This window comes from Neptunicella plasticusilytica, assembly GCF_047922965.1.
GTDB classification, from domain to species: Bacteria; Pseudomonadota; Gammaproteobacteria; order Enterobacterales; family Alteromonadaceae; genus Neptunicella; species Neptunicella plasticusilytica.
The window spans coordinates 2090369-2116164 of sequence record NZ_CP150481.1; the positions used below are offsets into that span (position 1 = coordinate 2090369).

The window sequence follows — 25796 nt, forward strand, 5'->3', positions numbered from 1 at the left end:
TTGCGTCTAATCGTTAGCCAGCTTTGGCTACGGCTTGCATCTTTTTACGCGCGACACGTTGAATTTGTTGCAGAGAGTTCAGATGAGCATAAATGGCAGGCAATAACCCTTTTTGGCGAATATCTTCAAAATCTTCAGTCGACATTTTAGATAACTTTTCTTCATCGATACGGAAAATACCGTTGATATTGTAGTTATCACCATTTTCCAGTTTTACGGTTAAATCGTTGGATACCAGCAGCTCTTTCTCTTTCATGAAATTGATGAAATTGGCGGTGATTTGCATATTTTCTATAAAACGACCAGTTTGTTCGGTACGCTTTTTCAAGAATTCAGTTTGTTCACCTTTAGCATCAAATAATAACTCGCCTTCTTTTTTATTGACCAAATCGCTACTTTCATCGATACAAACTAATAATTCTTTGCCTTCCTGATCGGCTTTAGCAATCGATAAAGGGAAATTACGTAAAGCTGAAGGTACATATGGCTCGTCCCAGCCATCACCACCACAATACAAGTTTTCACCTTGAGATAGCCCCATTAGGGTGCAGGAGATAAAACGCTCCGACTCAGCGCTTTCACGGACAAATATGATAGGAAGCTCGGCGGATACCTGCACATATTCATGGATCACAACCGGAATAAGATGTTGTCCGGCGCCATGCGCGAAATTGGTAGATGGCTTGATTCGGGTTTTCGCATGCTGTTCTTTATTCAGCGGTACAATTTTTTCGTTCATGTGATGCAGCTCCCTTTTGTATGTTTTAGAGGTTATTCACGAATTAATTTTACGGCCGCTATGAATAACAGAAGTCGTGTGTAAAAAAAAGGTTAATTTGCGCTAAAGCCAAATAAATTAGGGTGTGCAGCTTATTTTTTGTAAATTTTGGATAAAAATGCTGAAAACTTGTTCAACCTCTCGTTTTTCAACTTTCTAAACTGAATACTTAGCACTGTTGGCAAGTTGAATGTTGTAGTAGTGTACGTCAAAAATAGGGTGCATTTTTATATTGATGAACGAGTTTAATACAATCATACCATCCGGTTACAACAACATTGTTGTGCTTACCGGCGCCGGTATTTCGGCCGAATCGGGGATCAAAACGTTTCGTGCCAGTGACGGTTTATGGGAACAACATCGAATAGAAGATGTGGCTACGCCAGAAGGTTTTGCCGCCAATCCTCAGCAAGTCTATCGTTTTTACAACCAGCGCCGCCAACATTTGCTTGGTCATCAGATAAAACCTAATGCGGCTCATATCGCCTTGGCTGAATTTGAACGGTCCTTTAAGGGGCATTTTTTGCTGGTAACCCAGAATATTGATAACTTGCATGAGCGCGCAGGCAGCCAAAATGTATTACACATGCATGGCGAGCTATTAAAATCCCGCTGTATTCAAAGCGGGCAGTTGCTCGAAACCATACGGGATATTGATGATCAAAGCCGCTGCCAGTGTTGTAATCCGGCCAAGGGGATTCGCCCGCATATAGTCTGGTTTGGAGAAATGCCATTATTTATGCAGCAAATTGAGCAAGCGTTGTCACAAGCTGACTTATTTGTGTCAATTGGCACATCCGGTAACGTTTATCCGGCGGCGGGTTTCGCCGCTCAGGCCGGATTGTTTGGTGCCACCACACTGGAACTGAATCTCGACACCAGTGCTAATCAAAGCGTATTTGACTACTCTGTGCAGGGTAGGGCGACAGAGCTGGTTCCGCAATTTTTCAATCCGCATACATTTACAGAACAAAAAGGATAATTTCGTGCTAGAAACCTTGCAGTTATATCAAATGGAGTTTTATACCATTGCGTTGATACATTTGCTGGCGGTGGCCAGCCCGGGACCAGACTTTGCCATAGTGTTGCGCCATAGTATCCGTTTCGGCCGAAGGGCGGCAGTGATGACCAGTATCGGCATTGGTTTGGCTATATTGCTGCACGTTTGTTATTCCTTGCTGGGGATTGGTTTAATCATCAAAACCACACCGTGGATTTTTCAGACGATGTCTTATCTGGCCGCGGCTTATTTAGCCTGGATCGGTTTTGCTGCTATTCGCAGTAGTGCCGGTTCGTACACCGACCAGCAAAATGGCCAAAGCTTGCACCTATCCGATAAAAAAGCCTTTGTCAGAGGTTTTTTGACCAATGGTTTAAATCCTAAAGCCACATTGTTTTTCTTATCCCTGTTTGCGGTCGTGATTTCTGCCCAAACCCCCATGAACATAAAAGTGTTTTACGGCGGCTACCTGGCGTTCGCCACTGGTCTATGGTTCTGTTTATTATCTTGTCTGTTGAGTTATAGCAAGATACGCCAGTTTATTGGTCGTCATGGCCACTGGTTTGATCGAGCAATGGGCGTGTTGCTAATTGGGTTGGCGGTAAAACTGGTGGTGTCAGATTTAATTTAACCCCAGCTCGGGATAAGCCACGCCTCTCAATAACGCTCTTTTTGCACCTAGCAGCGTTGGGCTTTCTAGTCATAACCCGCTATGACGCACGAAACCCCGCCTTGCCAGGCACAAAAATGTCGTCATTGAGTAAACTATTTATTCAACAATGGTTGAGTGAATAATATGACTATCTGAATTATTTACCGTTTGTAAATATAAACGACATTTCTTATCCCGAGTTGGGGTTAATTTAGAGTGAAGTGTTAATCAACACGCCATCCCATTTTATAATGAGATGGCGAACTGGTGACTATCGAGAAACACTGACTTCGCCCACACCAACTTGAGCATCAATCATATATTTACCGCTACCTTGCCAATAAGCCTCTTCTGAAATCAGTGCCCTTGATGACTCTGATTGCTTGAATCCACGTAATGATGCTTCTCCCACCCCAGACTCAAGATTGATACTTTTATAGTTGTCACTGCTGACTTCAATACTCAGCTCACCCACGCCAAGCTCGGCTTTTACATCGCGGCTGAGCTGTTTTAACTTGGCTTCTCCGACTCCCATATCAAGATTGATATTGGCATCGGCAGGAACGCTGATTTGCCAGGTCTGTTTGGTATCTTCTTCGTCAATCTCCAGAAAAATACGACTGTGACTAACTTGTTTGGTTAATTCGACATCATCCAAATCGGCTGATGAAAACCAGCTATTGTCTTGTTCCTCGACTTTGACGCTTAGTTCAATATAGTGGCCGTCATGAGTGGTTAGTTCAAATTCGCCCACCGGGACGTGAATTTCAATCTGGCTGTCTTCGACGACGTCAAATTTATCTTTAATAGTGACACTTTCTTTAGCCATGACAGGAATTGTAATCAACGCGGATAAAAGTAAAACTACAGATGTTTTTTTCATTTTGTTGTCCATATTATTAATTTAAGTTAATTGTGCTTATAGTCCGAAAAGCAAAACTGATGCCATAAATAATAACCTTGTATATCAATTGCTTACACAGTCACATCATACTGCTTCAACGAAATATTGTGTAAAGCTAACCAAATCTTGATGCAATTGACCAAGTTATTGATAGGTATGTAGAACATATTGCTACTCTCTTTGATATAATAGTCGCTGCTAATAACAGGATGGTTTAAACCTTGTCTGAAAAATATCAAATACAAATTGGTGGTGATTTGGAAAAAGCACTACAGGGGAATTTTGAACTGGATCTTAAGTCGGTTTTGCGCGAAGGGTGGGAAAATACCCGACATACTAAGTGGGTCATGTTACAAGGAATTTTACTGGCGGTGGCTATCAGCTATGCCTTGATCGCATTTTTTGTTCCGGTTCATAGCATGACGGATTTGGCCCAGTTGCAAAGCCGTATTAATCCACTGGCGGCAATGACCATCACCATCTTAATCACCCCCATCATGACTGCTGTGCAAATGATGGGGATCTCTCATAGTCTCGGTGGACAGTCCCGGTTTGGCGATTTGTTCCGCTTTATCCCTCATATGCTGATACTGGGTGTAACTGAGTTGGCCACCGGCCTGCTAATCAATATTGGGCTAAGTCTGTTTATCTTGCCCGGCATTTATTTATTGATTACCAGCTGTTTTGCGATTCCTTTGGTCGCGGAACGAAAATTACCGCCACTAAAAGCCATCTGGTATTCCATTAAGGTCGTTAATCACAAATTATGGCAATTTGGTTTATTATTCGTGCTGTTTTTAGCATTGATGATGTTGTGTGCGTTTACCCTTGGTTTAGCCTACATTTGGGTTGGCCCGTTTTATTACAACGTTAAAGGTGTCTTGTATCGAAACATATTCGGCACCCGGATCAAATTTGCTCCAGAGAAACAGCAAGGACAGGGAAAAGATGAGTCAGTATTCGATGCATAAAAAATCTTGGTCACAAATCCTGTTTCGTAGCTTAATCACGCTAATATTTATTGTCGCGCTGATCTATCCGTTCTGGTATCCGGCACCCAAAATAAAGCCACAACAGGAACCTGAAACAGCTTTATTACTGGTTCCGGATTTTGCCAAGATCCGTTCGGTGAAGAAGAAAAAGCAGGCATTTTTTAGTTACTTGCGACCGGAGCTGGAAAAACAGAACCGTGTCATTAAGCAGGAACGCAGATTTTTACTGGAGTTGCGCCAAAAGGTGCAGCAAGGCAAGCCACCAAGCGCCAATGAACAACAGCGGTTGACCACCTTGGCCGTGCAATATCAGATGAATGGTGCGCCCGAAAACGAGGTACAGTGGAATACCTTGTTAAGACGAGTTGATACCATCCCTGTAGAGTTAACCCTGGTGCAAGCGGCCAATGAATCGGCCTGGGGCACATCCCGTTTTGCAAAGCATGGTTACAACTTTTTCGGCTTGTGGTGTTACCGCAAAGGTTGTGGCTTTGTGCCCAAACAACGGGATGAAGAAGCCGCCCATGAAGTCGCCAAGTTTCGTGACCTGTCTCACGCGGTGCGCACCTATTTACTCAATCTGAACAGTTATTACGCCTATTCAGATTTGCGTATGATAAGGGCTGATTTAAGACAAAAAGAACAAAGCCTGACACCGGAAGCGATTGCGCAGGGATTGATCAATTATTCAACCCGTAGGGAAGAATACGTAGATGAACTGGTAGCCATGATCCGCCATAACCGGAAATATATGCAATGAAGTACGCTTTAGTTCTGCTGGCTTTTTGCGGGTTTAATACTTTTGCCGAATCCTTAACGGTTGAATACGGCACCTTTTATTCGCATTTGCGCAAAATAGACGACGAAGATCTCAATCAACTGGAATTTGCTTTTGGATTTAAACAGGTCGGTACCTCGGGGCTATGTCAGATAAACAGCGCCACTATTCATACCCAGAAAGTGGATATTCCACTGGAAGTCACAGCTGACAGACGATTTACATTACCCACAGAAAAAGCCCTGAAGTTAGCCAATGCACAAGTCGAAATCGACTTAGTTCAGCCGGCCAACCAATGTGATATGTCGGTTCAGATCCAGATAAAGCCGGAGCTGATAAAACAGACCATGACAATAGCTGAGCTCAGCGCATTTTTACATCAGTTTGATATTTTCTTCGACGATATGGGCAGTTTTCTGTCTTTTCTGATGCCCTCAGCCGACGGGATCCTGCTGGAGTTTGCCCAAAACGATATCGATATCACCCTGGATAACCAGCCGGTATCGGGCCTGCCGATGGAAAAACAGCAGTTAATTTTGAAACGGGAATGGCTTGATGGAAAGCAGGGAGAAATTGCTTTTTCTCCCGTGCCGGAAAAAATTACCGTATTTGTTAGCCAAGATTGATCACTTGTACCTGCTCGCTATCATCTGCAGGCGCTGAGAACTCGGGCTGATCAAATGCAGTGTCGCCATCCTGATAAGGGGTTAACTGAGTTGTTAGCCCTTTAAAATCAAATAAATTAGCATCGGCCAAGTGGGAGGGCGTCACATTTTGCAAGCTTCTGGCCATGCTCTCTATTCGCCCCGGAAAACGCTTATCCCAGTCTTGCAGCATGGTTTTAATCGCTTTACGCTGCAAGTTTTCCTGAGAGCCACATAAGTTGCAGGGAATAATAGGAAAATCAACCAGCTCAGAATAACGGGCAATATCTTTTTCGGTGCAATAGGCTAGCGGTCTGATCACCATCTGCTTGCCATCGTCACTGACCAGTTTGGGCGGCATCGCCTTAATTTTTCCGCCATAAAACATATTCAGAAACAAGGTTTCGAGCATATCATCGCGGTGGTGGCCTAAGGCGATTTTAGTGGCTCCCAGCTCAGTTGCGGTACGATATAAAATGCCCCGGCGCAAGCGGGAACATAACGAACAGGTAGTTTTACCTTCCGGGACTTTATCGATCACAATAGAGTAGGTGTCTTCCTCAACGATTTTATAGTCCACACCAACCGACTCAAGATACGCAGGTAACACATGCTCGGGAAAGCCGGGTTGCTTCTGGTCCAGGTTTACAGCAACAATATCAAAGTGGATAGGGGCGATGCGGCGCAAGAAAAGCAATATATCCAGCATGGTGTAGCTATCCTTGCCACCAGACAGACACACCATGACTTTATCGCCATCTTCAATCATGTTGAAATCGGCAATTGCCTGTCCGACATGGCGACGTAGACGTTTCTGCAATTTGTTAAAACTGTATTTTTGCTTGGCCGTTAAGGCTTCAATCTGGCTCATAGTTACCCCTGAAAATAGCGGGGCGGATTATACCTGAATTAATCTAAATTGAAATTATACCCACCTGTCGTGGCACCAGGCTAATTTTCCAGTGGTGACTTAAAACCTTCGGGCTTGATAGTCAATACATCACAATCCAGTGAATCGATAACGTGTTCGGCCGTATTACCAATTAATGCGGCGGAAATACCCGTGCGTCCCACGGTGCCAATAATCACCAGCTCAGCATTGATATCCTTGGCGACCAGAGGAATGGCACTTTCCGGCAACCCCTCTCTGACATGGCTGTAGGAGGAGTTGAAATCATGTCGCTGACAAAATTCGTTCATTGAGTTGATATGATAATCACGTACTGACTCATTGTAGTGCTGAGGATCAAATTCAGGGATTTCAATGGCAATATTAACCGGTGTGCCAGGGTAGGCGTTAACCAGATGAACATTGGCATGCAGGATGGCGGCAAAGTCTTTGGCACATTTAGCCAATTTGTTATTCAGTGATTGATGTTCCTGATCTTCAGTTCCTGCACTCACCGCCGCCAGTATATTGCCGTTTTCCGGCCATTCCTGCTCTTTGACCAACAATACCGGGGCAGGGCATTTACGCATTAAATGCCAATCCGTAGGGGTAAATACCACGGCTTTTAGCACGCCGTGTTCGTGGGTACCTTTAATCACCAAATCATAGTTAGCCTGGATCACTTCATGGATAATGCTCTCGAATGGCCGGTTGTGCCACACGACTTTAATATCGATACGGGTCTGACTGTCGGGATTGTGTTGCTCTATAATCGCACTTAACCATTCGGTTCGGTCGTCAACCACCGACTGGCGCATCGATTCACGTTCGGTAACCGACAGCATGGTGGTCATTTCATAAGAAAAATCATAAATGGTTAGCAGCGCAGTAATACTTGCGTCGGTTTTACGGGCGAGGTGCAGTGCTCTTTTTAGCGACTTTTGTTCTTCAACAGATGGATCAATGACGGCAAGTATTTTTTGACATTTCAACATAACGATATCCTCCGACTGACAAGCAAACTCATTTATCTATACCTTCAGTCTATGCAGGGAATCAGCTCTTCGCCACTCTGATTTTATCAATTAGATCAATTATTAACCCCGATTGGGAGGAAATAAGCCCGCTGTCTGTCAACTCGCAATTACGTTGTCCAACAGGGTGATCTGCTTGCCTTCAACTTCTATTTTGTTGTCCCGCTGTAACTGGGTTAGAAGCCGGCTAACGGTCTCGATTGACAAGCCCAAATAGTTGGCCATATCGCTGCGGGTCATGCTTAAACGGAACACTTTGTTCGAAAAACCTCTTTCACCAAAGCGTTGTCCAAGTGAAGCAAGAAAATGCAGAACACGCTCACTGGCAGAGCGCTGGTTAAGTTGCAATAACATGCCTTGATGTTGGCATAACATACCGCTCATGATACGGGTAATTTGTTGCCGGAGTTTGGGAAATACGCCGGCGAGGTGATCCAGCGTATCGTAGGGAATTTCACAAACCATTGAGGTTTCAAGTGCTTCGGTATAGCTTTGATGATGCATGGATGCCAAACCGTCAAAGCCGATAATATCGCCGGGAAAATGAAAGGCAATAATCTGCTCTTCACCATTTTCGGATAAGGTGAAGGATTTGAAAGAGCCGGAGCGTACGGCGTATAAGGCAACCAGCGGCTGACCAGATATATATAAGCGCTGCTGTTTCTGATACGGATTTTTGCGTACCACAATATCATCCAGACGTTCAATTTCCTTACCATTAAAGGAATAAGGCAAACACAACTGGCTAAAATGACATTGCTGACAGCAAAGACCTTGTTGCAATTTCTGCATTTTCCCCTCACAAACAATATAAAAAAGTATCTATAGGGCGGTTAACAGAATATAGAACGAAAACCCCAATAACATGACCGCCATAATCTGTCGGGTAACAGCTAAGGACAGGTATTGCTTTAATTGGGTTCCCAACGCGCCTAATATTAACAGAGCAGGCAAAGTTCCTAAACCAAAAAATAGCATTGTCAGTGCGCCATCGACTGCCGAGCCGCTGGCTAAACTCCATACCAGGGTAGAATATACCAGCCCACAGGGAAGCCAGCCCCAGATCAGACCATAGGGCAGGGCCGCGGCAGGGCTTGAAAAGGGGATAAAACGTTTACTCAAGGGGGATATTCTGCGCCAAAAATAGCCTCCCAGTTTTTCCAGTTGGCTGAGGACTTTCCACCAACCGCCGATGTAGCAGGCCAGCAACAGCAAAAACGCACCGCTCAGCAGTTGTAACCAAACCAGCCCTTGATGGACTTGATGTGAAAATAGTTTGCCTAAATAGCCTGTTAGGGCACCGGCGAGGGTGTAACTGCTGATCCGGCCCAGATTATAGGCCAGCATATAAGGAACTGGATTAGCTCTGGCGGGAATTGCAAAAGTGAGTGCGCCAACAATACCGCCGCACATGCCCACGCAATGCACACTACCGGCAATACCTACCAGCAAAGCTGAGAGCAAACTAATATCATTCATCTTGATTGCGGGTTGATTCGGGCTTTTTTAAATCGTCGTCAAACAAAATACTGTGACCGTGACGCTCCAAATCATCAAACTGATCGGATTTAACCGCCCAGAAAAAAGCAGCCAGACCGATACACACCAATAATATGGCAAGAGGGATCAGTAAATATAAAATATTCATGGTTTATGGCCCTGATATTTCAAAATGCGCAAAGAGTTGCTTACCACAATAACCGAGCTTAACGACATACCGGCTACCGCCATCCAGGGAGTCAATAATCCGCTAACGGCGAGAGGTAATATCAGCAGATTGTATCCTACTGCCCAGCCAATATTTTGCCTAATTTTACGATTAGCTAATCGTGCCACCTTGAGTAAATATGCAATTAAATCCAGCTGGTTATTCAGCAGTACAATATCTGCGCTGTTTTTCGCAAGCTCAGACGCGTTGCCTACAGCAATAGAGGTATCGGCGACGGCTAATACCGGACTGTCATTAATGCCATCTCCCACCATCAAGACGTTTTTACCCTGTTGTTGAAGCTGCTGAATAACAGCGTATTTTTGTTGCGGTGAGCAGGCGGCATGGTAATGCTGGATATTAAGCTGTTTGGCCAACGTCGCAACGCTGGTTTGGTTATCCCCACTAATAAGGTGAGTTTCGATATTACTGAACTCTTGACTTCTAAGTTGCGCAAATAAACTGTCAGCCTGTGGTCTGAGCACATCATCAACATAAAACGCCGCCAGCAACTGATGTTGATCTGCCAAGAATACCCGGGCGACCTGGTGTTGTTCCGGGATGTTATATTGCACAAAGCGGGCCGAACCAAGCCGATAATTAATCCCTTCAATAGTTGCACTCAGGCCGCCCCCCTGAGTTATTTGCACATCTGTACATGCGAGCACGTCATCAACCGGTGAAAAGGCGCTGGCAATTGGGTGTTCCGAATGCTGTTCGATACTGGCTGCGATACGCTGAATAGTGTTGTCCGCCAGACTAGAGAAATTAACCGCTTTTGTTAGCGAAAAGCGTCCTTCGGTCAAAGTGCCGGTTTTATCAAACGCTAGCGTATTGATGTGTTGCAGGTTTTCCAGTACATCCGCTTTTTTTACCAACAAACCTTGGCGATTTAAATTGGCGATAGCGCAGGTCAGCGCCGTGGGTGTTGCCAGCCCCAGCGCACAGGGACAGGTCGCCACCAGAACCGCAATAGTTATATAAAAGGCCTGAGGATTACCTTGTAGCGTCCAAAATGTATAAGTTGCTAATGCAATAACTAACACCGCAACCACAAAATAACGGGAAACCTTGTCAGCCAGCAAGGCGATTCGGGGTTTGGTTGCCAGCGCCATTTCCTGCAGGCGCACAATCTGGTTTATTAGCGCCTTGCTCCAGTCTGTTTCGACGCGAACCTGCAATACGCCAGAATGATTGATCGTGCCGCCATAAACATGGTCGTTGTGTTGCTTGGTGACGGGTTCGAATTCACCACTTAACATCGATTCATCCACCTGGCTGTGACCCACAACAACACAACCATCGATAGGCACCATTTCACCGGCTCTGACCAGAATGGTTTGTCCTGGCAGCAGTTGTTTGGCCAGGCAGGTCTGAATTGTGCCGTTTTGTTTTATAAGGTTAGCGCTAACCGGCATATGTTTGATGATATTGGCGGATATCTCGGCCGCATGATGGCGAGAACGATGTTCAAGATAACGGCTAATCAGCAGTAAAAAGATAAACATCGCGACAGATTCAAAATAGACTATACCTTGTTCGGTCATTGTCGCCCAGCCGCTGGCGATAAAGGCCCCAAGGATAGCCAGACTGATAGGTACATCCATATTCACGGTTTTATGTCGCAATGCATTGAATGCGCTGCGATAAAAGCCTTGCCCGGAATATCCCACCACCGGAGCACACAAAATAAAGCTGATGGCATGAAAATAGGCCTGGGTCTGCGGTTCGATATCACCAAAAAGGCCAAAATACAGTCCAAATGCCAACATCATTAACTGCATTGTCATGATCCCGGCGAGCCCGAGTCGCTTGAGGAACTGCTTGTTTTCTTTCCGGTATGACGCCTCATGGGTATCAGGCTGGAACGGCAGGGCATGATAGCCAATATTCTCGACGCTACGCAAAATCGCACTCAGGCTGGTTTGTTGGCTGTGCCATTTGACCGTGGCCCGGCGCGCCGAGACATTCACAGCTATCTGGCTTATCCCATTAATCCGACTTAACTGCCTTTCAATCAACCAGCCACAGGCTGCACAGCTAATACCTTCTACGGTTAGCTGTACTTCGCTCAATTCGCCCTGTTGGGAAACGAATTCCTGCTGAAATGCCTGATCATCAAACGCGCTGATCTGTTCAATAACTTGCTCTAAATCAACGTTGGCTTTTTCGGCCGACTCGGTACGAAAGCGGTAATAATCTTCCATCCCACCGTCGACAATAGCATTGGCTACTGCCTGGCATCCGGGACAACACATCTGGCGTTGTTCACCCAGCACCAGTGCCGGAAAATTATCCTGAGGGGCAAGAGGTTGATGGCAGTGGTAGCAAAAAGCGTTCATCAGGGAATTAACGCAATCTCGTCCTGATGAGGGAAAGTTACCACTTGCTGGATTTTCCATTTCTGGTCAAACGAAGTGAGTGTCAGGTGCCACTTTCCATCGATAACGTGTTCATATTCGGCCACATATTGGCCGGTTGCGTTGCGCAATAAATTAACCTGAAAGTCCTGTTTGCTTAAGGTGGCGTGATGAAAATCCAGTCTCAGCGCACTGCCATCTAACGGCTGGTCAGATTCAAGTTGCACAACTATACGGTGAGGCTCAACCGACAATTTACCCTGAATACCTAATTCACGCGCTTTCTGTATTTTCTCCAACTGGATATTAATTGCCTTGCCTTGCTTGTAATAATCATCAACCACCAGGCTATCTTCAGTGTTTATTGCAACATACATCAGGTTCATACTGACAATAACGGTAATGACCGGCACAAAGATCAAAAACCAGGGCCAAAACTGTTTATACCAGGGGGTAGGGGTGTTCATGATTAATTTTACTCATAAAAAAGCCCCGCATCAAAACGGGGCTATCGTAATAATTATTGCTTAATACTGGTTGAATGAAAGCAAGACGAAAATGTTACTTGTTGTGCGACAGCCCATACACATATGCACTAATAACATGAATTTTTTCTTCGCCAAGAATATCTTTCCATACCGGCATTACGCCATTTCGACCATAGGTGACTGTTTCAGTCACAGCACGTTCACTGCCGCCGTATAACCAGATGTTATCAGTCAGATTAGGTGCACCCATAGCAATATTACCTTTACCGTCCTGACCATGGCAGGCTGCGCAGATGGCGAAACGCACTTTACCTTTATCTGCCAGTGTTTGGTCCACCTTACGGCCACTGAGGCTCAATGCGTAGGCAACTACCTCTTTAACACCTTGTTCTCCCAGAGATTCACCCCAGGCTGGCATCGCACCATGACGACCATTCATGATAGTGGTTTTAATATCAGCAGCACTACCGCCATGTAGCCAGTCATTATCTGTCAGATTAGGAAAGCCTGTACCACCGCGTGCATCTGAACCATGGCATTGCGAACAGTTTTGCAGAAACAGGCGTTGTCCCACTTTGGCGGCTTCCATATTGTTTGACAAACTTTCAATGTCCTGTTTGGCATAAGCGGCAAATATAGGGCCGTAAGTTTCCTTGGCGTGTTCCAGTTCACGATCATATTGCACCACCAAACCTTGTTCCTTGGCTAATTCGGTGGCTTGCTTACCTTCTTCAATGTTCAGGATACCCTGATTGGAACTTTTCCAGCCCCACAGACCTTGCCAGGAGCCTAGTCCGGGGTAAAGTACAAAATATACCAGCCCCCAAACCATGGTGATGTAAAATAATATCGTCCACCAATGAGGTAGCGGATTGTTGATTTCAACAATGCCGTCAAATTCATGATCCATTGGCTTGCCTTCTTCGACACCGGTGCGATTAGACAAACACCAACGAAGTAGCAAGTAACACCCAAGAATGGATCCCAGCGTGATAACAGAGATCCAAATAGTCCAGAAACTACTCATGTTTAGATGACTCCCGATTTTTTTGTTCCGTTTTTTGTTCGTTTTTCTCGTCGTCAAAAATCAAATTAGCGGCTTCATCAAAGCTCTTTTTTGATTTACTACTGTACGCCCATAAGACAATGCCAATAAAAATGACAAAGACGAGTACGGTATAAATTGTGTTGGTAAATGCGTGATCCATAATGATTACTTCAGTGCCGTACCCAAGGATTGCAGATAGGCAATCAACGCTTCCATTTCTGTTTTGCCAACAACAGCAGCTTTAGCACCTTCAATATCTTCATCGGTGTAGGGCACGCCAAAATCACGGAAGATTGTCATTTTTTTAGCGGTCAACTCACCGGACAAGGTATTTTCTTCCAGCCAGGGAAAGGCTGGCATATTGGATTCTGGCACCACTGCACGAGGGTTATGTAAATGCATATGATGCCACTCGTCACTGTAACGTCCGCCAACCCGTGCTAAATCGGGACCAGTACGTTTGGAACCCCACAAAAACGGATGTTCCCATACTGATTCACCCGCCACCGAGTAGTGACCGTATCGTTCGGTTTCTGCGCGGAAAGGGCGGATCATTTGCGAATGACAACCCACACAACCTTCACGGATATAAATGTCACGACCTTCGAGTTGCAGTGCGGTATAAGGCTTAAGTCCATCAACCGGCGTAGTAGTTTCTTTCTGGTACATCAGAGGTAATATTTCAACCATGGCACCAAAACTGATCACAATCAGGATCAGTATGGCCATCAATCCCGCATTTTTTTCAACTGCTTCATGCATATTCTTCATGGATTTGGCCTCTTATGCTGCTTTAGGTTCAAGTTGTAAATGGGCTTCGTTACCGCGCACTGTGCGGTAACAGTTGTACGCCATAATCAACATGCCGGTAACAATAAAACAGCCACCCAAGAAACGAACAAAATAGAAGGGTTTGGAGGCTTCCAGACTTTCTACAAAGCTGTAAGTCAAGGTGCCATCTGCGTTTACCGCACGCCACATCATGCCTTGCATAACACCGGATATCCACATAGCGACGATATATAGCACCACGCCGATAGTGGCCAGCCAGAAATGGATATTAACCAGTTTATAACTGTACATACGGGCTTTACCGAATAACACCGGAATAAGATGATAGAGAGAACCTATAGATACCATGGCAACCCAACCTAAGGCTCCGGAATGCACATGACCGATAGTCCAGTCGGTGTAATGGGATAATGCGTTTACGGTTTTAATCGCCATCATGGGACCTTCAAAGGTCGACATGCCATAGAATGACAAAGATACAATCAAAAAGCGTAACACCGGATCGTGACGCAATTTATCCCAGGCACCGGATAAGGTCATAATACCGTTGATCATCCCGCCCCATGAAGGCAAAAACAGAATGATTGACATCACCATACCAACAGACTGAACCCAGTCAGGCAGGGCGGTGTAATGTAAGTGGTGGGGGCCGGCCCAGATATACAGGGAAATAAGTGCCCAGAAGTGGACCACAGACAAACGGTAGGAGTAGACCGGACGTCCTGCCTGTTTGGGAATAAAGTAATACATCATGCCAAGGAAACCGGCGGTCAAAAAGAACCCCACAGCGTTATGCCCGTACCACCATTGCATCATGGCGTCCACGGCCCCGGCATACATAGAATAGGATTTGGTCAGCGAAACCGGAATGGCCATGCTGTTACCGATATGCAGTACCGCAATGGTGATAATAAAGGCACCGTAGAACCAGTTAGCCACGTAGATATGCGACACCTTACGGATAATAATAGTGCCGAAGAAATTAATTAAATACGCAATCCATACCACCGCGATAAGGATATCGATAGGCCATTCCAGCTCTGCATATTCCTTTGTTGAAGTCATTCCCTGGGGTAAGGTGATGATGGCCAATACAATAACGGCTTGCCAGCCCCAGAAGGTAAACGCCCCCAGCTTGTCACTGAATAGTCTGACCTGACTGGTCCGTTGCACCACATAATAGGATGTAGCAATCAAGGCGCATCCACCGAACGCGAAAATAACGGCGTTGGTATGCAAGGGTCTTAGACGTGAATAGGTTAACCATGGCGTGTTGAAGTTTAACTCGGGCCAAATTAGCTGAGCTGCAATAAGCACCCCAATTGACATGCCGATAATACCCCAAACAACAGCCATAATTGAAAACTGTTTTACAACTTTATAATTGTAAGTAGGATGTGCTTGACTGACTTCACTCATCTTGCTGGATCTTCCGTATTATAAGTGTGTTAACAAACCCGTAATTAACCATAGGTAAAATTCCAAAATTCGCCAGCAGTGAAAGCTAACTGTTTGAAATTCAACCTGAATGGCATGCTGATTCGGCGCGCATAATACGTTTCTTGGGGGTAAAAGAAAAGTCGTAATGGCGCTTGCTTGATCTTAATCAATAATTCACACTCCTCCTAATTGAAAGCCAATTGCAATAGGTAATTGATTGATAAAGAAAAAACACACAGGCGTAATTTTTGCGTTAATTTTTCTGGCCGGATTATTTGTATTAGTCAAAATCAATAATCACCAGCTCTCAGATGCGAATAAATCTTATTGCAGCCTGGAACACGGACAATGTGAAATCAACCAAGGGGAGCAATCCATCCTGTTGCAAATCCAGCCTGAGTCGATCCCGCTTGAAGAAGAATTATCACTCACCTTTACCTTGCCCTCCGGGTATAACATAACCCGTGGCTGGATAACCGGTATCAATATGTATATGGGCAAAATTCCGCTGATTATTGAATCCGTGGATAACAACCAGACTCAGGCAGTGACATTTTTAGGCAGTTGCAGTGAACCGGATATGCAGTGGCTTATGACGCTTGAAGTTGAAAATACACACAGGCAGCAAACCGATACGCTGTATTTTCGTTTTCGCACTCATAGATAGATCCGGATTTAATTACGGGTTGTAATGGCCCATTAAGGTGAGGCTTTCTTCAGCAAAGCCAGTACCGGCTTCAGTATAAAAGTTAAATACATTGTCTACGCCCGCGCTAAGCAACTTGCGGCGTTCATCTTCATAACGGGCAATTGCCGCCAATTTACCTTGATAGTTAACGTTTTTCAGTTGCTGGTTAATATTGGTGATATCACCAATAGAAGGAAGGGCTAGTAAAATAAGCTTGATATGACTGTGATCAATATTTTCCCATAAATCGACATCCTCGGCGTCGCCCAACATGATCTTGCAACCGGCTTTGCGCTGTTTCTTAACCCGCTCCCGGTCGGCATCCATTCCCCAAACTTTATCGCCCAATACAGCAGAAAGTGCCTCGTAAGCACCTTTACCTACACGGCCCATACCGACGACCAGCATTTCGGCGTTTCTGGGTTGATGAAGAATATCTTCCCTTAAACGCTCTGGTCGTTCAAAGCGACGTATAAAGTCCTTGAATCTGTTGTAGCTTTGGTGAGAATGCTGATACACCATACTGGTCAACACAAATGAAAAGCACACCGACAGCGCCAGAATAACCAGCCAGTCCGTCGATACCAGCCCCAGGTTGACACAAAGTGCGACGACAATAAGCCCGAATTCACTGTAGTTGCTTAGCACTTGTCCAGACAGGTAGGCGGTTCGACCACGTAATTGCAAACGCGTAAATAAGCCAAAAAACAACAGGAATTTCAACGGCAGTAATAATGCCAGTATCAGGCTAACAAATAGCATATTCATATCGGGCAGAGTGGTAAAACCGATAGAGATGAAAAAACCAATCAGGAACAAGTCCTTAAAACTTAACAAGGCTTTACTAAGTTCGGCTGCCTTAACATGTTTACTTAGTAGCATGCCTAATAGCAAGGCACCGAGATCCCCCTTGATACCGACCAAGCTGAATAGTTCATAACCGCCCAGCGCCAGAAAAAAACCGGTTAGAGGTAATAACTCACCGTGTCCAGCCAGATGCAACAGCTTGCCAATTAAGGGTTTTAACCAATATAGTAATACCAGCGCCAACGCCCAGATGGACGGGGTGATTCCGGTGGCTACCACCAAAAAAATCACCGCAATCACGTCTTGCATAACCAGCACGCCGATGGCTAATTTGCCATGACGGGTTTTCATCTCGCCATTTTCTTCCAGCACCTTGACCACGCATACTGTGCTGCTAAAACTAAGGGCAAAGGCTAATAGGGCGGCATTTTTCACATCCATACCGTCAAAATAAACAACCCCGATAATACCAAGCAATGACGCCAGTCCAATGAACGCGGCTATCCATACCAACATATTGGTTACCGCGCCCAGCCAGATTTCCCGTTTAATCAAGTCAATAACATTGAGTTTTAACCCTATGGTAAACAGCATCAGGGTAATACCGATATCCGCCAGAGCGTGCAGTGTATCGTTGGCCTGGTAGCCCAGAAAATTAAGCGCGAAACCGGCCAGCAAGAACCCGATTAGCGGTGGAAAGCGCAACAATCTGACGCCAACACCAAATACTAACGCGACTAGGATCCAGGTAAATTCCACACTAACTCCTTGCTGATATCCATTTGTAGAACTGAATTATAGTTATACCAAGTTTACGACAGTATTAAACTAACTTATTGAAGTTATTTATAATTATGTAATATTTAAGGTTGATAATCTTGAAGGATTGAGTTCACTATAATTGTGCATTTTCAGTTTATTTTAAGATTCATTATTTATATTAGGATCTTTATCCAAGTATGTGACAGGAATTGAGTTTGGATCTGAGTATTGTTATTCCGGCCAAAAATGAGAAAGATAATATTGAGCCGCTGATAAACGAAATTATCGCAGCCATTAGCGGCATCTACGATTTTGAAATCATTTATGTTGATGATGGTAGTGATGATGGAACCTTTGAGGAATTGCTGCGTCACAAACAACAAGGCAAAGCCTTTATCAAGGTGCTAAAACATCAATATTCAGTTGGCCAAAGTACCGCAATTTGCACAGGTGTTAAGCAAGCCAGCGGTCGCTGGGTGGTGACGATGGATGCCGACGGGCAAAATGATCCCCGTGATATTCCGCTAATGGTTCAACAAGCAGCCGGGCAGGCGGCCGACAGCCACTTTTGCATAGCGGGTTATCGTAAAAACAGAAAGGATACCGCCTGGTATCGTCTGCAATCAAAAGTTGCCAACAAAATTCGCAGCAAAATACTTAATGATGGCACGCCAGATACTGGCTGCGGCTTAAAAGTATTTCCCAAGCATACTTTTTTAAGTTTGCCCTATTTTGATCATATGCATCGTTTTATTCCGGCATTAGTCAACCGTATGCAGGGTAAAGTCATAGTGGTGGAGGTGAATCATCGTAATCGTCACGCGGGCGTATCCAAATACAACATGCTGGGTCGTTTAGGCGTCGGGATTGTTGATATGTTTGGCGTAATGTGGCTGCAAAAACGCTATAAACAGCCGGTTGTTATAGAACAACAATGAAGATGAACCGATTTTCACAACTGCAATTTAACCTGTTTACGCGCGGCGCTATCTTTATATCCTGCATACTGCTGTTCGGTTATCTGCTAAGCCACAGCACATTATTCGATAGTTTGAACAAAAACTGGATCGATGCGCATATTCGTCACAACGGACTATTCGGTATTGCCTATTTTGTTGCAATGGCATCTGTCGCCACTGCATTAGGTGCACCCCGACAGCTGTTAGCCTTTCTGGGCGGCTATGCATTCGGATTTGTAAACGGAGCGATTTTATCAACTGTTGCAACGACCTTAGGTTGCTTAATTTCATTTAATGTTGCCCGTTATCTTTTGCGACCTATGATTAAACGCCATTACAGCCAACAAACCTACAAGGTAAACCGTTTTTTAACCGAACAACCCATACTAAAAACCATGATTATTCGACTGTTACCGGTAGGCAGCAATATCGTGACCAATCTGGTTGCAGGAGTAACGGATATTAAAGCGCGTTATTTTTTCAGCGGCTCTGCGCTGGGTTATATTCCGCAAATGCTGGTGTTTTCGTTGATGGGAAAGGGCATAGTGGTGTTATCCGGCTGGAAAATTATGTTGAGTATTGCGCTGTTTATTTTATCCAGCATACTCAGTTTGCATTTGTATAAACAATACAAAGTCACACGCCAGCTAGAAGTCAATTCCTCACAAAACGATAAGATTCATTCGGTTTAACAGCCTCAGGGATCACTGTGCAAAAAACACTTTCCTATTATTTCGATTTAAACAAATTCAAACAAGGCACCGATCATCACTTCAATCTTTTATGGCTACTGGTTATTGCCACGGGATTGATTGTCATCGGATTGGGACTAAGGGAACCCTGGCCGGCGGATGAACCGCGTTTTGCGCATATTGCCAAAGCGATGGTCGATAGCGGTCAATGGTTTTTCCCGATGCGGGGAGGGGAGCTTTATCCGGACAAACCGCCTATTTTTATGTGGGCCATCGCGTTATTTTATCTGCTTAGCGGCTCGATCAAGGTCGCTTTTCTTATACCATCGGCATTATGCTCCCTGATAACTATCGGCTTAATATATGACTTGGCCAGGCGTTTATGGAATGCACAAACAGCCTGGTATGCCGCGTTGTTACTTATTTTTTCACTGCAGTTTATGTTACAAGCCAAAACCGCCCAGATCGATGCCATGGTCTGTTGCTGGATCACACTTGGTTGTTACGGACTACTGCGCTTTTTACTGCTCGAACGGCAATGGCGCTGGTATTTTATGGCCTGGTTTTTTATGGGAATTGGTGTCATTACCAAAGGGGTAGGATTTTTACCCGTGTTAATGCTGCTTCCCTATTTATGGGTCAGAATTCAGCAGCGTCAACTACAAACCCAAAACGAAATCCGTGGAGGATTTAAATGGCTGGCCGGATTGCTGGTTATGCTGGCTGCCATCAGCTTGTGGTTTATTCCTATGTTGTTTTGGGTAGAACAGCAGCACAATCCTTTGTTTGACTTGTACCGTGACAATATTTTACTCAAGCAAACCGTCACGCGTTACGCCAATTCCTGGCATCATGTTAAGCCTTTCTGGTATTACCTGACTTCAGTGATACCGATATTCTGGCTGCCTCTAAGCCTGTGTTTGCCCTGGCTGTGCAAGCCCTGGTATCAGGCAATTAAACAGGCGGACCGGAGGATCATATTACCGCTCGGCTGGATTGTGTTACTGCTGCTGTTTTTCAGTCTGAGTCCTGGCAAACGTGGCGTGTATATTTTGCCGGCCTTACCCATGTTGGCCTTGGTGAGCGCTCCCTATATCAAACAAATTTTGATTGCTCGATGGCCGTCACGGTTAATCTGGATCGCAGTGGTTTTACTGGGCATTATCTTGTCGTTATTCGCGATTGCCGGTTGGGCAGAAGTACCCAAGGTCGTTCAACTGGCTGAAAAATATGATGTAACCCCGTGGCCGATGCTGTTTGCGCTCGGACTTATTGGACTCATCTCGGCCGCGATTTTTGTTAAAAGGCGTCACTTTGTCAGCTGGGTAGTGTTTATTCCATTATTCTGGTTAATTTACAGCACTTGGGGGTACAGCTTGTTTGACCCGGTAAAAACGCCAAAAAATATTTATCAGAATATGGCTAAAGTGATCCCGCCTGATGCACAAATCGCCCTGATCGATACACCTGAGCAGTTTCTGTTATTTACGCCCTACAATATTACGCATTTTGGTTATCACACGCCGGCCAATCAGCAACTGAGAGCCGCCTGGCAATGGCAACAACAAAATACCACACGCTATATATTGGTAGATAAGGCACTGCAATCTGATTGTTTTGATTTCAGTCGAGGAATTGATATGGGCTTCGCGCATCGGGTTAACTGGATATTGCTACCTGCTAGCAGCCGTTTTAGTCACTGTCCCAAGCCAGATGATGGCTTACACGAGTATTATTATCAGCCTCAATAGTCTGGCAGGGCGGTTTATGCCAGTCGTATTTTTAAAAATTGCTATAGCTATCAAGGGATGACGTTAATCATCCCAGCCTTCCGGTTTCATGATTAGCAGCGGTGGCACATCGTTAAACTCCACATCCGATTCAATTTCCAGCGCATTTAGAATGGCTTTAGATACGGCGTCATGCGAGTTAGCGCGATGTTCAACTAATTTTGTAGCGGAATAATCGACGTCGGAAGAATCACCAATCCAGGCCAGAATGGGCACTTTTAACTGCGTATCGGGGGCAATAATGCGCGGCATGCCGTGCAAGTACATGCCATTTTCACCCAATGATTCACCATGGTCACTAATATATAACATCGAGGTTTCGTATTGTGGTGTATTGGCCTTCAGCAATCCGATAACCTTGGACAAGAAATAATCGGTATACAGAATACTGTTATCGTAAGCGTTGTTTATTTCTTCCAGACTGCAGCTTGACAATTCCTTGCTCCGGCAACTGGGTTTGAAGTGCTCAAATTCGGCAGGATAGCGTTTAAAGTAAGCAGGGCCGTGACTGCCCATCTGATGCAAAACAATCAGAATATCACCTTGTTGTTGGTCAATATATTCCTGCAATCCAGTTAGCATACCTATATCGCGGCATTCGTCATCACAAACTGGATTACGCTGCGGATCACGAAAATCTTCAAAACTAACTCTATCTGCCACTCCTTTAGAATCGGAATTATTGTCGCGCCACAACACACTAACGCCAGCATCATTCACCAAATCCAGCACGTTTTGCGTATGTTTTGACGCATCGACATCAAAGTCCTGCTGGCGTTTAATCGCAAACATGCAAGGCACTGAGATAGCGGTGGATGTGCCACAGGCGGTAATATCGGTATAGCTGACCAGATTAGTTTCCTGTTCGAGTAATGGATTGGTGTTGCGTTGATAACCATTAAGGGAAAACCGATCTGCTCGGGCGGTTTCGCCCACCACCACAATTACCAGCTCCTGATGCACGTCCGTTTCGGGAACATCGGAATAGCTGGCACTTTTGATAAAGCTTTTTGGTGAATGGTCTGCAAACTGGCTAGCCACATATTTAACTGTGGAGTAGATTGGGAATACCGGATTAACGAAGTAGCGCAGCGGTTTATGTTCGCGAAAGAAACTGGCGTAGTGATCGCTAAAACTGACCAGATTGACAGCAATTAATGCGATTGCGGCTATGACGGCAGCACTATGGTGTTTAATACGATAAGGCACAGATAAACTGCACAGCTTTACTCGCCAGAGACACAATATAGGCAACAGAGCCAACAAAAACAGTTTCATCACAAATGACCCAGTAAACAAGTCAGTGGCTTCAGACAGATTTGTTTCCAGTGTATTGCGGATCATAACAGTGTCTATCACAGTGCCGAATGTGTCCGCAAAATAGCTGGCGCTTATAGATACAAGGAGCATCAGTGAAACAACTACTTTAAGTGGCATAATCAAATTCATCAGCCAAATCAGCAGATAGATAACAGAAAACACCAGTAGCGCCAAAGAAAGCATAAAACCGGGATAAACAGACCAGGGATAGACTTTGTTCACGTTTTCAAAAAAAGAATAATTTGCCAACGCCAGTATCAACAAACTGGAAATAGCGATGAGCAAAACAGGGTGGATAGGACGATTAAAAAACTCTGTTAATGGCTTCAAGCTTAAATTCACTCCACAGAAATTGACCATATCAACGCATGCTAATAGGGCAACCTTAGAGCAGGCTTAAATTGACGCGCTAAATTAGCGGTGACTTTAAGCAGGGTTATGGTTAGACTGCTTAGAAAACAGCGGGATAGTAGCCATTTATGCAGCAAAATCTGGACATAACCCAATCTTATGATGCCGAGCATCAAACAGTCCGCGTGATCGGCATAGGTGATGGTCAGCCGGGTGATATTATTCCGATGTACCAAGACGCTAAACAGCTCGCAATTAAGCATTCCACTAAAAGCATTTTGCTCGATCTGAGTGAGTTCACCATCAGTTACAGCATTGAAAATGTTGTGCGCATCACCAAAGAACTGGCCCAATTGATGGAAGGATACAAAATTGCCAGGCTAGTCAATTATTCGGAATTCAGACATGACTTAATCGAACAGGTTTCCGAAGAATTACCTTTCTCGTTGAAAAACTTTTTAAACGTGGACGAAGCGCTAGAGTGGTTAAAAAAAGAGTAGGGATGTTATCCCCACATTAACAGATGGCGAATAGCAACTTTCCTCCTCAATTGGTTATCGCTTATCAACAAGCCGAATACCATGTTTTTGATAACAATAATTCCGCCTTTATTCTCAAGGTAGGCCAATTCAGTCAACCTCTGACCAAACTGTATGAAATGTTTGATTGCGACAACGCGACATTTATTACTGCATTCAATCCCAATAGTCGTCCGCTGACGATTGCCCAAAATCAGCAAAGACAGCAATTACTAATCCAGGATATTAGCAATGCAGCATGCCATTTTATCCATGGAGCAGGACGCGATCCTGAAGGTCAATGGCCAGCAGAAAGTAGCTTATTAGCACTGGGACTGGATTATAGCTCATCTATATTATTGGCCGAAAAGTTTCAGCAAAACGCCTTTTTATGGTGTGAAAACAACGCTATTCCCGAACTCGTTTGGCTAATATAATGGCGTAATTCGACAATAATCAGCCAATTATGAAAAGTGCATATTTAACAATTAGTTAGCTCTTAAGCAGCCGGTCACGCGTTACTTTTGAATTAAAGCTAACCCAGCAATTTAAACAAACATAAACTCAAAATAATGTTAGACAAGGGGAAACGGGTCATATTGTCATCAAGGTATTCATTTTTGATAACAGGCATAATCCAATTGTTTTAATCCGACTATATTCAGAGTTTCAAAAATACTGCATAACGCTATGTGAAATTTCGCCCGGTTACATTCATAAAAGACTATCGAATTTCACGTAGCGCCAACTTGAATCCGCTGCAATTTTAAAGTGCCAATCCAATAGCTGGAAGTCGAACAACGATAACAGCCGTATTAATGATTAAATCTAGCAGCAGTGTTGGCAGATGTTATCGCTGAATTCACATGCCGGTTAATAGCCAAGCTTATTTTTTCTCCCCAAAAAAATTCCACGACAAAAATCTAAACCGGAAAAGCTCCGTTAGCGGTCTAGTTACGTACTGTAAATGATTAACTCTTACTTAATTTATCCAAAAGGGCAGAAATAGTAGTAATTACACACTGTCCTTAAAGGATATATAAAGCAACATTATTAATTTAACATAATATACATTATAGGAACTTTGCAAATTGTCAGAAACAATGATCAACTGACTTTTAGGTATTAATTACGACCGCTCGTGTGTAGTCGCCAAAAAGGATAAAAAGGAAAATTGGCATTCATGAAGAAAACTAATGCAAAAAAAATTAAAAAAAGTTTCGACACTGAGTATCAAAACTTCAAATTACGGCCATTTTCGGAGCAATGCTTTCTTGCCGGGATTGTTCATTACGGTATCGAGCCAGCGCAAAAGTATGTTCTTGTTGCCGAATACCTGGGTATATCTGACCGCACTGTGCGCAGATATTATGATGACGAACAGCTACCAACCGAACCCGTCAGCCGGTTGTTGTTTGTGCAGTATTGCGGGTTTGCTCAAGGTTGCGGCTGGTCTGGCTGGAAAATGCGAAACGGCCTGTTGATTAGCCCCACTAATGAATCAGTTGCGCCGGACTTAATCGGCCGGCTTTGGCTCTGGCGTAATGAACGCAACGCGACACTTGGCAAAGTTAAACGCCTGGAGAAAGAAAACGAGCGGTTAAAAAAACTAATTTCACCAGAAACAATGGATCACATAAGTAATGCAGCGGCTATATTGAATAACGTATTGACGATGAAAGCCGCTTCTTAAGAAAGAACAAATTTAATTTTTTCAGCGCTTAGTGGCTCAAGTAGTGGATTAAGATCTTCTGTTCTGGCACCAAACCAATAATCTATATCATCAGCCGGTATTATTACCGGCTGGCGGTTATGAATTTCAGCACAATTCGTATTTGCGCGCGTTGTTAAAGTTACTAGTTGACTGCCCGTTTCATTTGGATAATAAATGCCTGCCATCAACATTGGGCTGTCATCGAATGCACTGAATAAATACTTTTGCTTTCGTGCTCCACCTTCGTCTCGCCATTCATACCATCCATTCACCGGTATCAAACATCGGTGCTTGTGGAATGCATTGGCGAACGTCCTTTTTGTCGCTACTGTTTCGGCTTTGGCATTGATTAGTAAGCTTTTTGACCAACCGGGCTTTATACCCCAAGTGGTATCCAGTTGTTGATATCCTGCAGATGTATTGATCACTGCAGATACATCTTGCGTAGGACGCAAGTCCGGATTTGTAGTAACTCCAAAATCAATCCCCAATACTAAACCAACCCATTTCACCAAAGGGTCATCAATTACATTTAACCTTCCACACATATCTATTCACATTACGTTTAGTCGACCTATTCAATAATATCACCACAGATATATAACGATAACCAGAAGTTAACTGCTAGGCGCTGTTGGTTGACTTAAATTGTGTTTTACGTTGTTATAACCCCGAGCATGGACGCTGA

General features: G+C 44.4%; 28 protein-coding genes. 12 read left to right on the forward strand and 16 right to left on the reverse strand.

The features are described from left to right. Window positions 1-13: 13 nt before the first annotated feature. Complete coding sequence (locus V1467_RS09220) at window positions 14-739, reverse strand: SapC family protein (protein ID WP_416308498.1); 726 nt, start codon at window positions 737-739, stop codon at window positions 14-16. A 274-nt stretch (window positions 740-1013) separates the two neighbouring features. Between V1467_RS09220 and cobB the strand changes: the two genes are divergently transcribed. Both cobB and V1467_RS09230 read left to right on the forward strand, forming a co-directional pair. Beyond that, on the forward strand, window positions 1014-1760 hold the full coding sequence (gene cobB / locus V1467_RS09225; protein WP_416308499.1) for a Sir2 family NAD+-dependent deacetylase: 747 nt from the start codon (window positions 1014-1016) through the stop codon (window positions 1758-1760). Between the two features lie 31 nt (window positions 1761-1791). Then, window positions 1792-2409 carry a LysE family translocator gene (locus V1467_RS09230; protein ID WP_416308674.1) on the forward strand — a complete coding sequence of 206 codons (618 nt, stop codon included), beginning with the start codon at window positions 1792-1794 and terminating at the stop codon, window positions 2407-2409. Between the two features lie 292 nt (window positions 2410-2701). On the opposite strand, the gene V1467_RS09235 is transcribed toward V1467_RS09230, so the two are convergent. Continuing rightward, the gene (locus V1467_RS09235) at window positions 2702-3313 is read right to left on the reverse strand and encodes a hypothetical protein (RefSeq protein ID WP_416308500.1); all 612 of its coding nucleotides are present in this window, start codon (window positions 3311-3313) and stop codon (window positions 2702-2704) included. A 242-nt stretch (window positions 3314-3555) separates the two neighbouring features. Here V1467_RS09235 and V1467_RS09240 point away from each other — a divergent pair, with 242 nt between their 5' ends. The 3 genes from V1467_RS09240 to V1467_RS09250 are packed head-to-tail and all read left to right on the forward strand — an operon-like array spanning window position 3556 to window position 5730. Beyond that, the gene (locus tag V1467_RS09240) at window positions 3556-4305 is read left to right on the forward strand and encodes a hypothetical protein (protein WP_416308501.1); all 750 of its coding nucleotides are present in this window, start codon (window positions 3556-3558) and stop codon (window positions 4303-4305) included. Then, window positions 4283-5086 carry a glucosaminidase domain-containing protein gene (locus V1467_RS09245; RefSeq protein ID WP_416308502.1) on the forward strand — a complete coding sequence of 268 codons (804 nt, stop codon included), beginning with the start codon at window positions 4283-4285 and terminating at the stop codon, window positions 5084-5086. The genes V1467_RS09240 and V1467_RS09245 overlap by 23 nt, the downstream gene beginning before the upstream one ends. Continuing rightward, complete coding sequence (locus V1467_RS09250; RefSeq protein ID WP_416308503.1) at window positions 5083-5730, forward strand: DUF2987 domain-containing protein; 648 nt, start codon at window positions 5083-5085, stop codon at window positions 5728-5730. The genes V1467_RS09245 and V1467_RS09250 overlap by 4 nt, the downstream gene beginning before the upstream one ends. Here the strand turns inward: V1467_RS09250 and ttcA are convergent. The 11 genes from ttcA to ccoN all read right to left on the reverse strand — a co-directional run bounded on the left by ttcA (window position 5717) and on the right by ccoN (window position 15486). After that, window positions 5717-6619: a tRNA 2-thiocytidine(32) synthetase TtcA gene (gene ttcA / locus V1467_RS09255; protein WP_416308504.1), complete on the reverse strand. Its 903-nt coding sequence runs from the start codon at window positions 6617-6619 to the stop codon at window positions 5717-5719. The two genes, V1467_RS09250 and ttcA, sit on opposite strands and share 14 nt — an antisense overlap. A gap of 80 nt (window positions 6620-6699) precedes the next feature. Next, the gene (gene uspE, locus V1467_RS09260; RefSeq protein ID WP_416308505.1) at window positions 6700-7632 is read right to left on the reverse strand and encodes a universal stress protein UspE; all 933 of its coding nucleotides are present in this window, start codon (window positions 7630-7632) and stop codon (window positions 6700-6702) included. Between the two features lie 138 nt (window positions 7633-7770). Further along, a complete protein-coding gene (fnr, locus tag V1467_RS09265) occupies window positions 7771-8463 on the reverse strand; it encodes a fumarate/nitrate reduction transcriptional regulator Fnr (RefSeq protein ID WP_416308506.1) in 693 nt (230 codons plus the stop codon). A gap of 30 nt (window positions 8464-8493) precedes the next feature. After that, a complete protein-coding gene (locus V1467_RS09270) occupies window positions 8494-9150 on the reverse strand; it encodes a sulfite exporter TauE/SafE family protein (RefSeq protein ID WP_416308507.1) in 657 nt (218 codons plus the stop codon). Continuing rightward, on the reverse strand, window positions 9143-9319 hold the full coding sequence (gene ccoS / locus V1467_RS09275; RefSeq protein ID WP_416308508.1) for a cbb3-type cytochrome oxidase assembly protein CcoS: 177 nt from the start codon (window positions 9317-9319) through the stop codon (window positions 9143-9145). The genes V1467_RS09270 and ccoS overlap by 8 nt, the downstream gene beginning before the upstream one ends. Further along, window positions 9316-11721 (reverse strand): heavy metal translocating P-type ATPase, encoded by a 2406-nt coding sequence (locus V1467_RS09280; protein ID WP_416308509.1) that lies wholly within the window; start codon window positions 11719-11721, stop codon window positions 9316-9318. Before V1467_RS09280 ends, ccoS begins: the two co-directional genes overlap by 4 nt. After that, window positions 11721-12206, reverse strand: coding sequence for a FixH family protein (locus tag V1467_RS09285; RefSeq protein WP_416308510.1), 486 nt, complete (start codon window positions 12204-12206; stop codon window positions 11721-11723). The genes V1467_RS09280 and V1467_RS09285 overlap by 1 nt, the downstream gene beginning before the upstream one ends. Window positions 12207-12300: 94 nt before the next feature. Next, window positions 12301-13254 carry a cytochrome-c oxidase, cbb3-type subunit III gene (gene ccoP, locus V1467_RS09290; protein WP_416308511.1) on the reverse strand — a complete coding sequence of 318 codons (954 nt, stop codon included), beginning with the start codon at window positions 13252-13254 and terminating at the stop codon, window positions 12301-12303. After that, the gene (locus tag V1467_RS09295) at window positions 13247-13435 is read right to left on the reverse strand and encodes a cbb3-type cytochrome oxidase subunit 3 (RefSeq protein ID WP_416308512.1); all 189 of its coding nucleotides are present in this window, start codon (window positions 13433-13435) and stop codon (window positions 13247-13249) included. The genes ccoP and V1467_RS09295 overlap by 8 nt, the downstream gene beginning before the upstream one ends. Window positions 13436-13440: 5 nt before the next feature. Continuing rightward, the gene (gene ccoO / locus V1467_RS09300; protein WP_416308513.1) at window positions 13441-14046 is read right to left on the reverse strand and encodes a cytochrome-c oxidase, cbb3-type subunit II; all 606 of its coding nucleotides are present in this window, start codon (window positions 14044-14046) and stop codon (window positions 13441-13443) included. Window positions 14047-14058: 12 nt separating this feature from the next. Next, window positions 14059-15486: a cytochrome-c oxidase, cbb3-type subunit I gene (ccoN, locus tag V1467_RS09305; protein ID WP_416308514.1), complete on the reverse strand. Its 1428-nt coding sequence runs from the start codon at window positions 15484-15486 to the stop codon at window positions 14059-14061. A gap of 238 nt (window positions 15487-15724) precedes the next feature. On the opposite strand from ccoN, the gene V1467_RS09310 reads away from it, so the two are divergent. Continuing rightward, window positions 15725-16174 carry a hypothetical protein gene (locus V1467_RS09310; RefSeq protein WP_416308515.1) on the forward strand — a complete coding sequence of 150 codons (450 nt, stop codon included), beginning with the start codon at window positions 15725-15727 and terminating at the stop codon, window positions 16172-16174. 12 nt (window positions 16175-16186) lie between these two features. Here V1467_RS09310 and V1467_RS09315 read toward each other — a convergent pair whose 3' ends face one another. Continuing rightward, complete coding sequence (locus V1467_RS09315) at window positions 16187-17761, reverse strand: cation:proton antiporter (RefSeq protein WP_416308516.1); 1575 nt, start codon at window positions 17759-17761, stop codon at window positions 16187-16189. Window positions 17762-17979: 218 nt separating this feature from the next. Between V1467_RS09315 and V1467_RS09320 the strand changes: the two genes are divergently transcribed. Genes V1467_RS09320 through V1467_RS09330 form a run of 3 tightly spaced genes read left to right on the forward strand, consistent with a single transcriptional unit; the run spans window position 17980 to window position 21166 of the window. Beyond that, window positions 17980-18702 (forward strand): glycosyltransferase family 2 protein, encoded by a 723-nt coding sequence (locus tag V1467_RS09320; RefSeq protein ID WP_416308517.1) that lies wholly within the window; start codon window positions 17980-17982, stop codon window positions 18700-18702. After that, a complete protein-coding gene (locus tag V1467_RS09325; protein ID WP_416308518.1) occupies window positions 18699-19415 on the forward strand; it encodes a TVP38/TMEM64 family protein in 717 nt (238 codons plus the stop codon). Before V1467_RS09320 ends, V1467_RS09325 begins: the two co-directional genes overlap by 4 nt. Before the next feature lie 17 nt (window positions 19416-19432). After that, window positions 19433-21166, forward strand: coding sequence for an ArnT family glycosyltransferase (locus tag V1467_RS09330; protein ID WP_416308519.1), 1734 nt, complete (start codon window positions 19433-19435; stop codon window positions 21164-21166). A gap of 63 nt (window positions 21167-21229) precedes the next feature. Here the strand turns inward: V1467_RS09330 and V1467_RS09335 are convergent, their stop codons facing one another. Further along, entirely contained in the window at window positions 21230-22855 is a 1626-nt protein-coding gene (locus tag V1467_RS09335) for a phosphoethanolamine transferase (protein WP_416308520.1), read from the reverse strand. A 149-nt stretch (window positions 22856-23004) separates the two neighbouring features. Between V1467_RS09335 and V1467_RS09340 the strand changes: the two genes are divergently transcribed. The 3 genes from V1467_RS09340 to V1467_RS09350 all read left to right on the forward strand — a co-directional run bounded on the left by V1467_RS09340 (window position 23005) and on the right by V1467_RS09350 (window position 25087). Further along, window positions 23005-23376 (forward strand): hypothetical protein, encoded by a 372-nt coding sequence (locus tag V1467_RS09340; RefSeq protein WP_416308521.1) that lies wholly within the window; start codon window positions 23005-23007, stop codon window positions 23374-23376. Between the two features lie 23 nt (window positions 23377-23399). Next, window positions 23400-23831: a DUF3293 domain-containing protein gene (locus tag V1467_RS09345; RefSeq protein WP_416308522.1), complete on the forward strand. Its 432-nt coding sequence runs from the start codon at window positions 23400-23402 to the stop codon at window positions 23829-23831. A gap of 746 nt (window positions 23832-24577) precedes the next feature. Next, window positions 24578-25087 (forward strand): hypothetical protein, encoded by a 510-nt coding sequence (locus V1467_RS09350; protein WP_416308523.1) that lies wholly within the window; start codon window positions 24578-24580, stop codon window positions 25085-25087. Here V1467_RS09350 and V1467_RS09355 read toward each other — a convergent pair. Continuing rightward, entirely contained in the window at window positions 25084-25656 is a 573-nt protein-coding gene (locus V1467_RS09355; protein ID WP_416308524.1) for an SOS response-associated peptidase, read from the reverse strand. The genes V1467_RS09350 and V1467_RS09355 overlap by 4 nt on opposite strands. Window positions 25657-25796 lie beyond the last annotated feature (140 nt).

Excerpts from the sequence above, each read along its gene's own strand:
- V1467_RS09220 (WP_416308498.1), bottom strand. The coding sequence starts at position 739 with ATGAACGAAAAAATTGTACCGCTGAATAAAGAACAGCATGCGAAAACC.
- cobB (WP_416308499.1), top strand. The coding sequence starts at position 1,014 with ATGAACGAGTTTAATACAATCATACCATCCGGTTACAACAACATTGTT.
- V1467_RS09230 (WP_416308674.1), top strand. The coding sequence starts at position 1,792 with ATGGAGTTTTATACCATTGCGTTGATACATTTGCTGGCGGTGGCCAGC.
- V1467_RS09235 (WP_416308500.1), bottom strand. The coding sequence starts at position 3,313 with ATGAAAAAAACATCTGTAGTTTTACTTTTATCCGCGTTGATTACAATT.
- V1467_RS09245 (WP_416308502.1), top strand. The coding sequence starts at position 4,283 with ATGAGTCAGTATTCGATGCATAAAAAATCTTGGTCACAAATCCTGTTT.
- V1467_RS09250 (WP_416308503.1), top strand. The coding sequence starts at position 5,083 with ATGAAGTACGCTTTAGTTCTGCTGGCTTTTTGCGGGTTTAATACTTTT.
- ttcA (WP_416308504.1), bottom strand. The coding sequence starts at position 6,619 with ATGAGCCAGATTGAAGCCTTAACGGCCAAGCAAAAATACAGTTTTAAC.
- uspE (WP_416308505.1), bottom strand. The coding sequence starts at position 7,632 with ATGTTGAAATGTCAAAAAATACTTGCCGTCATTGATCCATCTGTTGAA.
- fnr (WP_416308506.1), bottom strand. The coding sequence starts at position 8,463 with ATGCAGAAATTGCAACAAGGTCTTTGCTGTCAGCAATGTCATTTTAGC.
- V1467_RS09270 (WP_416308507.1), bottom strand. The coding sequence starts at position 9,150 with ATGAATGATATTAGTTTGCTCTCAGCTTTGCTGGTAGGTATTGCCGGT.
- ccoS (WP_416308508.1), bottom strand. The coding sequence starts at position 9,319 with ATGAATATTTTATATTTACTGATCCCTCTTGCCATATTATTGGTGTGT.
- V1467_RS09280 (WP_416308509.1), bottom strand. The coding sequence starts at position 11,721 with ATGAACGCTTTTTGCTACCACTGCCATCAACCTCTTGCCCCTCAGGAT.
- V1467_RS09285 (WP_416308510.1), bottom strand. The coding sequence starts at position 12,206 with ATGAACACCCCTACCCCCTGGTATAAACAGTTTTGGCCCTGGTTTTTG.
- ccoP (WP_416308511.1), bottom strand. The coding sequence starts at position 13,254 with ATGAGTAGTTTCTGGACTATTTGGATCTCTGTTATCACGCTGGGATCC.
- V1467_RS09295 (WP_416308512.1), bottom strand. The coding sequence starts at position 13,435 with ATGGATCACGCATTTACCAACACAATTTATACCGTACTCGTCTTTGTC.
- ccoO (WP_416308513.1), bottom strand. The coding sequence starts at position 14,046 with ATGAAGAATATGCATGAAGCAGTTGAAAAAAATGCGGGATTGATGGCC.
- ccoN (WP_416308514.1), bottom strand. The coding sequence starts at position 15,486 with ATGAGTGAAGTCAGTCAAGCACATCCTACTTACAATTATAAAGTTGTA.
- V1467_RS09325 (WP_416308518.1), top strand. The coding sequence starts at position 18,699 with ATGAAGATGAACCGATTTTCACAACTGCAATTTAACCTGTTTACGCGC.
- V1467_RS09340 (WP_416308521.1), top strand. The coding sequence starts at position 23,005 with ATGCAGCAAAATCTGGACATAACCCAATCTTATGATGCCGAGCATCAA.
- V1467_RS09345 (WP_416308522.1), top strand. The coding sequence starts at position 23,400 with ATGGCGAATAGCAACTTTCCTCCTCAATTGGTTATCGCTTATCAACAA.
- V1467_RS09350 (WP_416308523.1), top strand. The coding sequence starts at position 24,578 with ATGAAGAAAACTAATGCAAAAAAAATTAAAAAAAGTTTCGACACTGAG.
- V1467_RS09355 (WP_416308524.1), bottom strand. The coding sequence starts at position 25,656 with ATGTGTGGAAGGTTAAATGTAATTGATGACCCTTTGGTGAAATGGGTT.